Below are 8,237 nucleotides of genomic sequence, written 5' to 3'. Positions count from 1 at the left end.
TAACAGGAGAGAAGTTTCTACTGTTTTAAAAAGCATCATGCAAGAAAATAATACTTTAGAATCGCTTTGCGCGGCCGTAGCTAATTCTGATTATAGGGCCTATAATCAGTTGTTTGAGCTTTTATGGGAGCCAATGTACCTCTACGCGGCTTCTATTGTAATGGATGATAATTTAGCGAAAGATATCGTTCAGGAAGTATGGCTTGATTATTGGAATCGTAGAAAAGTACTGCAAATTCAAAACATTAAATCCTTTTTGTATAAAGCCGTGCGCTTTCAGTGTTATAAAAAAATGCGAGACGTCAAATTTAATACTACCCAGCTCGAAATTGCTCATTCGTTGTCCTGGCCATCATCTATTGAACAAGAGGAAGATCTCGCGGCGCTTTATCGAAAGGTAGAACGAATACTTTCCGACTTACCAAAAAGATGCCAGGAAATTTTCCGGTTAAGTCGAATGAATGATTATAGTAATCAACAAATTGCCACCTCTTTAAATATCTCTCAACGCTCGGTTGAAAATAATATATCCCTAGCGCTTCGAAAATTGCGAAAGGAGCTCTCTATTGTTAAATTATTCTAAATAGAATCCCTTTGATTTTTAACCCTACGTTAAGAGCTTAGGGTAAAGATTAAGGAATCGTTATTACTGGTTTTTTTAGTGTGCGTTGCCTCACTTCTTTGGTACTTATAGTTGAAACACACCTAAAAATGACCGAGAAACAGATTAAGCGATTAATGAAAAAATACCTGGAAGGCAAACTCACCAAAAGCGAAGAGATGCTTTTAGAGGGTTTTGATAGTACGCTTTTAAAAGAGAATTTGGAGCGGAGGCAAAAATTACGCTCCGATGATAATCTCCCCGATCCTCCGGTTCGCTTTTCTAACCTAGGCTTAAAACCTACTAATCGACTGCCGTGGCTAAGTGTTGCCGCAGCCATCATTCTTTTAATTGGAATGGGTGCCGTTTTCTACAATACCTGGTGGCAACAGCCTGCGAGTCTTGAAATTACACAGATTGTAAAAACAGCAGAGCGGGGCAAACGATTAACCCTGCAATTGTCTGATGGTACCAGGGTCTATCTAAATTCCGGTAGTAGTATTGAATTTCCACAACGATTTGTCGGACAAACCAGAGAGGTTCGATTGGAAGGTGAGGCATTTTTTGAAGTGGCAAAAGACCCCACTTCGCCGTTTATAATTCATTCCAACGACATTCAAACCACCGTACTCGGAACATCCTTTAATGTTAACTCTTATCAAGAAAACGCTCAAATAAAGATCTCCGTTAAATCAGGTAAAGTAAAGGTTGACTCCAAGGAGCATGGTGTGATTTTAGGAGCCCATCAACAGGCTGTATTTGATAAAAAGACAAAAAACATACAAAAACAAGCCATTAGTTCAGATGGCCTCTTTGCTTGGAAAGATGGCGTTATTGAGTTCAGAGATCAGCAAATGGATCAAGTGATTACCACTCTCGAGCGATGGTATGGTGTGGAGTTTATACTAGAGAATCAACTGATAAAGAATTGTCACCTGACAGCGACCTATAAAAATGAACCGCTTGGTGCGGTATTAGAAAGTATTATTTATACCAAAAAGGGACTTAGGTACCAGTATGTAAACGAGCATGAAATCCTACTCTCGGGTAGTTGCACCGACTAATTAATTACTTCAAACAATCAAACAAACACAAAAACAAACTACAATATGCAATAAACGACTATTAAAAAAAAAGCAGTCTGAGACACTTTGGCGAGCAAAACAGACTGCTAGATGCTTAACAACTATCTACATTAATAACCATTAAACATGATGTAAATCTATGAAATTGCCAACGATTAAACAATTGATCAAATTGACATTACAATCATTTTGTATATTAATAATTCTAGCGCTTTTAAACCCTGTATTAGCTGCTGAGGCTAAGGGACAAAAATTGCAACACTACAAGATAAATTTATCCTTGGAATCTGCCAGTGTAGAACAGGTGCTAGCTGAGATTGAAGCCCAAACCTCCTTTAAATTTGTCTACGACAGAAAGATCAGGAGATTGGATAATACCTATGATTTTAATTATCAAGGGGTATCCATACGTGGGATTATGGAAATTCTCGCAAAGGATGCTCATATTAGCTTTAGAAGAGTTAATCAAACCATTGCAGTAAATGCCGAAGAAAAAGAGCTACCTGAAATTATTGAGGTGGTCTATCAAACGGTTCGCGGATCAGTAAGTGATCAGCATGGTGTTCCTTTAGCTGGAGCTACCATTATTGAAAAAGGGACTTCCAATGGCGTATCCACTGATTTCGACGGAAACTTTACCATCGATGTGGAACAAGGAGCAACCTTGGTAATTTCCTATATGGGCTACCTTAGTCAAGAAATAGTCGTCTCCGATCAGACTACAATTAACCTTCAGATGGTCTTGGACGCAGCCCTTTTAGAGGATGTAGTGGTGGTGGGTTACGGGAATCAGCAAAAGGCGAGCGTATCTTCAGCCATTGCCTCTGTGAGCAGTGAGTCTTTCAACCAAGGTATTGTTAGTAACCCAGGACAGCTTTTGCAAGGTAAGGTTGCTGGGGTCAATGTCTCGGTGGTCAGTGGAGAGCCTGGTGCCTCTCAAGATGTTATAATCAGAGGAATTGGGAGCTTACGCTCGGGTACTACACCTTTGTATGTTGTGGACGGATTTACATTGGATAATTCAGGAATCGGTCTAGCCAATAACCCGTTGAACTTTATTAATTCAAATGATATTGAATCCATTGAAGTATTAAAAGATGCTTCTGCCACCGCAATTTACGGAGCCAGAGCAGCGAACGGTGTTATTGTAATTACCACTAAAAAAGGTGCTAAAGGAAAAACGCAGATGAACCTTTCTGTCTCTACCGCAATATCTTCCTTGGCTAACAAAATCGATGTTTACCATGCCAATACCTTTAAAAGACGTGTGAGTGAAATTGGTGGTAAACTTACCGATGGTGGTGCTATAACCAACTGGCAAGATGTATTTACAAGAGATGCAATATCCAATAACGTCAATTTTTCCATGGGTGGAGGAAGTGATCAATTTTCATATTACGGTTCTATCGGAGTAGAGGATCAGGAAGGGATTTTACGCAATAGTGATTTAAGACGCTATTCGGGTAGAATCAACTTATCGCAATCTTCTTTAGATAATCGCTTTAAAGTTGATTTAAATTTGACAGCCACTAGAACGGAAAACAATAGACCACTTACAACTACCATTGTATCGGATATGTTGCGTTCAAATCCTACCTTCCCGGCCTATACCGATGGAGAACCAACACCAACACTCAGTGGCGATCAATTCAACGCACTTATACGGGAGGATTTGTATAGTGATTTTGCCTATAACAATCGTATTTTGGCAAACGTATCGCCTTCCTTTGAAATTGTTGATGGCTTGACTTATAGATTAAACCTTGGGGTTGATTACTCCCATGTAGAAAGGGAAGTTCAAAACCTGCCGTATACCAAAAGAGAGGATGAGATTGGAAGCCTGGGTATTACCTATACAAGCAATACCAATACTTTGATAGAGAACTACCTGACCTATGAGCTTGATCTGGGAAAACACCATGCCACCTTCCTTGCAGGTTATACTTTTCAGGAAACATTCTATAAGTCCAGATGGTGGGATTATGAGGATTTTCCGGACAATGGTGTAGCACCTAAGTATCAAATTGGTGCCGGCAAGGAGCTCTCCAGAGGGTCGGATGCCGTCAAGGATGAATTACAATCCTTTTTCGCACGTGTTAATTACTCCTTTGCCAATAAGTACATGTTTACGGCCACTATGCGCGGCGATGGTTCATCCAAATTTGGAGAAAACAACAAATATGGCTATTTCCCATCGGCCTCCATGGGTTGGAATATTGGAAGAGAAGATTTTATGATGGAAACCCCTTTTACAAATTTAAAACTACGAGCAAGTTGGGGGCAGACCGGGAATCAAGAAATTCCGTCGAAAATCACCCAAGCCAGTTATACTGATAGCAGAAATGACAACGACACCTATCCACTAGGCGGGGTTATCAATAGTATTGAGGATTACCCCTATGGAACAGTATATACACGTTTAGCGAATCCTGATATACAGTGGGAGGTATCTACTCAGCTGAATGTTGGGGTTGATTTTGGCTTGTTTGAGAACAAGTTAACAGGTACAGTAGACTATTTTAACAAAGTTTCTGAAAATGTGCTTTTAGAAGTGGTTCCCTCTGATCCGATTCAACCTACAACGACCTATTGGACTAATATTCCAGATATGGAAATTAGAAACAGGGGTATAGAGGTATCATTGGACTATAGTTCTACTGCTGATCAAAACGATTTTGCCTATCAAATAGGGGGGAACTTAGCCATCACAAAAAATCAAGTGGAGAATTCTCCATACAAGGTACTTACTACCGGTGCAGCGCAAGGTGCTGGTCAAACAGGATCTACCATCAACGGCTATTTAAACGGTGAGCCTATTGGGGCATTTTATATGAAAGATTTTACCGGAATCGATGCCAATGGTTTTAGTGAGTTCAGAGATGTAAATGGCGATGGGGAGATCCTGGATGATGATCGAACTGTGGTAGGGAGTGCAATTCCCGATGCAGTGTACGCATTTTACGTGAAGTTGTTTTATAAAAATTTTGATCTTGGTCTTAATTTTAATGGGGTGACAGGGAATCAAATTTACAATCATACCGCTATGTCCAATTTCACCAAAGGAAACTTGGCCTTGGCATATAATACAACTGATAAGGCTATTGAATATCCAGAGGAGGCTATAAATAACACCAATGAGGTATCGACCCGCTATTTGGAAGATGGTGATTTTCTTCGATTGAACAACGCTACACTGGGATATAACCTAGATCCTAAATTCTTAGGAATGGAAAAGTATGTTCAAAATATCAGGTTCAGTGTAACGGGACAAAACCTATTTGTGATTACCAAGTATTCGGGATATGATCCAGAGGTTAATACAGGTACTGTCTCCGGGGATATTCAAACCTTCGGAATTGATCGTTTTACGTATCCAAAGGCAAGAACCTTTGTTTTCGGTGTTAATCTATCCTTTTAATTGATAAAAAATACAATCAAATGAAAAGTAAAATTATAATAGCTTTTTTAAGTGTAAGCAGCTTGTTTTTATGGAGTTGCAGCGATTTGGAAGAAGAAGTGTTGGATGAGTCACTAAAGGGTAGTGGTCAGGCTCAGATCGTCAGCGGAGCCTTAGCCCCGGCCTATGGCTTGCTGCCTCAGACCTTTCGACACACGCGTTACTACGGATTACAACTCATCGCCTCAGATGAGGCCATCCTTCCTGCCCGTGGAGGAGATCAGTGGTATGACGGTGGGAAGTTTATCGAAGTGCATACCCATAAGATTACCCCAGGAAATGGTTTGGTTGGAGAAACTTGGGATTATTTAACTACCAATATTTCCAGAACTGTCTCCGCCATTGGAATCTTAGAGCCAATGGCCGAAACAGACTCCGAGGCTAGACAAGGGCTATACGAGATGAAAGCCTTAAGAGCCTACTTAAATATGCTCATGCTCGATAGCTGGGGATTGGTTTTTAAGAAACAAAATGTTGATGCCACCTCAGAGATACTTCGAGGTGCAGCGGCTGTGGATTACCTACAGAGCGAATTTCTCTCGGTGGTTGATCATATGAATAATGATATGGGACCGGGAAGATTAACTCAAAACGCAGTGTATGGGTTTTTGGCCAAGCTTCATTTGAACGCCGGTGTTTATAGAGACCCTTACGCAACTCCTATTTTTTCGAAGCAAGATATGGATAAGGTTATTGAGTACACCAATGCGATTATTGATTCAGGAAAACATCATATGTCTGCTGAATACTTTGACCTGTTCAATGATGAGAATCATGACAATGCGGAACTTATTTTTGCCTTAGATCAACGTGGTATTTTAAATAATGACCATAGCCGTTGGGCTTATTGGTCTTTGTCTGGGTCAATGTTCCCAAGACCAGAGTACCCAAATGCCGATGGAACAGACGGCCCGGCTCTTACACCGGATTTTTATCAGACATGGGTAGATGCCTATGGAGCAGTGGATCCGGCTATGGCGGATGCTAGATTTTATCAAGCCAATGTAGGTGTTCCAGAAAATTTAAAGGATCTCACTGGACTTAACCCACAAAACGACTCCGATCACTTTATTTGTGTATCGGCAGAGGAGTTTGAGATCGATCGCGGGATTCTTCGCGATACTCCATGGGCTCCGAGAAAGGATGCAGATGGGAATTTTTATACCTGTGATGGCGGTTATAGGATTTATCCAGTTGGGGAACGTCGAGAGGCTGATATGCAGTATTATGTAGATCACACTTTGGAAATAGACTTTCAATCCAATAATGGGTATGCCAGTGGATACAGGGTTTCAAAATACCAGTTCAGTCATAGTTCTCCTAATGGGAATAACTATAGTGATGTGGATTTGGTACTGTTGCGTTATGCGGAAATTTACCTTATGAGAGCGGAGGCTAAATTAAGAAATGGCGATGCTGCAGGAGCACTTTCCGATGTTAATTTTGTGCGTACCGCCAGAGTTGCAAGAGCACCAATTCCGGCAGCACTTACCAGTATCGACTTGGATATATTATACAGAGAACGTGGCTTTGAACTCTATTGGGAGATGTCCCGAAGAACAGATATGATTCGTTTTGGTCATTATGAGGATAGTTGGACGGAGAAAAGTGATACCGATATCAGACATCGTTTATTTCCAATTCCGCAATCGGCCATTGATGGTGCCTCTAATACAGAAGGCTACTTGGTTCAAAATGAAGGCTATTAAGTTCAGTAATTAATCAAAAGCGGGTATTTTATGTAAAATACCCGCTTGAATAACAATTTTTAAAAAACCTTATTCAATGAATTTTAATATTAAAATCACACTAACAGCTCTTGTAATGGGTAGTTTGATTTCTTGTAGTGAAAACCAGGAAAGAGAAAACGTTGTGGTTTCTAACTCCGCAACAAGTGATCAAAGTAATGACCAACCGTTAAGTGTCATTTTTATGATCGGAGACGGGATGGGGGTACCTCAGATTTCGACTTCCTTTTATTTTAATGACACCATTTCTAATTTCGAGCAGTTTACCAGTATAGGCTTTATTAAAACCTCCAGCAGCAGTCACACCATCACGGACTCTGCCGCAGGCGCCACCGCAATGGCTACAGGTCAACAAACCTATAATCGTGCCATCGGTGTTGATAAGGATAGCGTTAGTGTTACAACCATCTTAGAAGAATTGGACAGCAAAGGATATCAAACTGGCTTAATTAGTTTAACTAGTATTACTCACGCCACACCTGCAAGTTTTTATTCTCATGTCATTGATCGGGATATGCATGAGAAGATCGCCATGGATTTAACCATGGGTAAGGTGGATTTCTTTGCTGGAGGTGGTTGGAAGTATTTCACCGATAGAAAGGATGGAAAAAACCTGATCGATCAAATGGAACAAAACGGCTTTAAAATCGATACCCTTGGGCTGAGTCCATATGATGTGGTGAAGAAAAATGGGTATTTATTGGCTGAGACTTCTATTGCTTCAGTAGTTGATGGTCGCGGAAGCTATCTTGGTGATGCAACGGCTATGGCGTTGGACTATTTTGACCAAAAGGAAGCTCCGTTTTTTTTAATGGTTGAAGGATCTTATATCGATTGGGGAGGCCACGCAAAAGATGATAAGATGGTAATACAAGAAACCATTGATTTTGATAAAACCATCGGTGTTGTTTTGGATTATATGAAGAAGAATCCAAACACCTTATTGGTCATTACGGCTGATCATGAAACCGGAGGAGTTGCAGTAGGAAAGTATTATGATGTAGATCCCAATACAAATAAAAAATCGGAGGATCCTACCAAAGTACAGGTTTATTTTACTACTGATCAACACACCGGTGAACTGATTCCGATTTTTGCCAAAGGAAAAGGGGAGCAGCTCTTTGGAGGTATCTACCAGAATACTCAGGTGTATACCAAAATAAAACAAGCCATAGAAATGGCTCAATAAACTTCATTTTTTGGATTTTCTCTCTTTACTGAAATACAGCGTAGCGAATATGGAGGTAAGAGAGGAAAGTCCAAAAGTGTTTTCGTACTTTGAATTGATCGATATAAATCAAGTTAATCATGAAAAATGAACGCAATAAAGGGTGTTTTAAAAGTCT

5 protein-coding genes are annotated in these 8,237 nt (G+C 40.3%); all 5 read left to right on the top strand.

The window, feature by feature from the left end; translation table 11 throughout:
- On the top strand, positions 1-583 hold a 583-nt coding region (locus VKY50_RS06320), incomplete at its 5' end, for a sigma-70 family RNA polymerase sigma factor (protein WP_324300004.1).
- A gap of 128 nt (positions 584-711) precedes the next feature.
- The gene (locus tag VKY50_RS06315; RefSeq protein ID WP_324300002.1) at positions 712-1,665 is read left to right on the top strand and encodes a FecR family protein; all 954 of its coding nucleotides are present in this window, start codon (positions 712-714) and stop codon (positions 1,663-1,665) included.
- 193 nt (positions 1,666-1,858) lie between these two features.
- Positions 1,859-5,104: a SusC/RagA family TonB-linked outer membrane protein gene (locus tag VKY50_RS06310; protein ID WP_324300000.1), complete on the top strand. Its 3,246-nt coding sequence runs from the start codon at positions 1,859-1,861 to the stop codon at positions 5,102-5,104.
- A gap of 20 nt (positions 5,105-5,124) precedes the next feature.
- The gene (locus VKY50_RS06305; protein WP_324299997.1) at positions 5,125-6,852 is read left to right on the top strand and encodes a RagB/SusD family nutrient uptake outer membrane protein; all 1,728 of its coding nucleotides are present in this window, start codon (positions 5,125-5,127) and stop codon (positions 6,850-6,852) included.
- Positions 6,853-6,928: 76 nt separating this feature from the next.
- Positions 6,929-8,080: an alkaline phosphatase gene (locus tag VKY50_RS06300; RefSeq protein WP_324299995.1), complete on the top strand. Its 1,152-nt coding sequence runs from the start codon at positions 6,929-6,931 to the stop codon at positions 8,078-8,080.
- Positions 8,081-8,237: the final 157 nt, after the last annotated feature.

The sequence above is a fragment of the Galbibacter sp. genome, from assembly GCF_035306585.1.
GTDB lineage: Bacteria > Bacteroidota > Bacteroidia > Flavobacteriales > Flavobacteriaceae > Galbibacter.
Note: the sequence above shows the minus strand (reverse complement) of the source record. Positions and strands in the feature narration are given on the sequence as shown.

Bases quoted from the DNA above. Each gene is read 5' to 3' on its own strand.
- VKY50_RS06315 (WP_324300002.1), top strand. From the start codon at position 712: ATGACCGAGAAACAGATTAAGCGATTAATGAAAAAATACCTGGAAGGC.
- VKY50_RS06305 (WP_324299997.1), top strand. From the start codon at position 5,125: ATGAAAAGTAAAATTATAATAGCTTTTTTAAGTGTAAGCAGCTTGTTT.
- VKY50_RS06300 (WP_324299995.1), top strand. From the start codon at position 6,929: ATGAATTTTAATATTAAAATCACACTAACAGCTCTTGTAATGGGTAGT.